2 protein-coding genes are annotated in these 570 nt (G+C 49.6%); both read left to right on the forward strand.

From position 1 onward, the window contains the following. Positions 1-135 precede the first annotated feature (135 nt). A complete protein-coding gene (locus AC2W7C_RS18840; protein WP_486002703.1) occupies positions 136-249 on the forward strand; it encodes a hypothetical protein in 114 nt (37 codons plus the stop codon). After that, entirely contained in the window at positions 198-548 is a 351-nt protein-coding gene (locus AC2W7C_RS18845) for a hypothetical protein (protein WP_486002702.1), read from the forward strand. The genes AC2W7C_RS18840 and AC2W7C_RS18845 overlap by 52 nt, the downstream gene beginning before the upstream one ends. Positions 549-570: the final 22 nt, after the last annotated feature.

Raw genomic sequence — 570 nt, forward strand, 5'->3', positions numbered from 1 at the left:
GACGGAAACGTGATAAACTTCTCCGGTCAGTACCTAGCTAAATAAACTACGGGCCCTCTACGGAGGGGTCAATAATGGAGGTTTTATGATTGAGTTCGAACTTCAAAGAATGGAGGCTACCTCAAAGCCTCGCCTATCGTCGGGACCGCTGCGGCTGATGGTGCCAGTCGGTTCTTCTTTGGGTTAACACTCAACGAATGGTTCTCGTCGCTGCTATCGCGTACACCGTGGTGCAGATTGGCGTCCTAATTTACAAGACGATTAAGAGCGGAGGTAAAGACATGACGCAGATGGACTTAGAGAAGTTCCTGTTAATGCTGGACACTGAGCGCGCTGCGACTCATGGCTGCAAGACCTGCGGGATGACACAAAGCGTTCACCTCAGCTTTTACAACGCTATCGAGAAGCTGCTAGCTCGCCACAACTTTGTACTCAGCAAGGTGTCTGTGGATGAGAAACAGTTAGCTGACATGGAGGCGTTGAACAGGGAGTACGATAAGGTGCTCTCAGCTACTGAGGACAATGACACAGGGTATGGTGTACAGTAAAGTGTTAGACTCAAAGGTCATC

This window comes from Brevundimonas sp. CURTG3B2_SDJG, assembly GCF_057364705.1.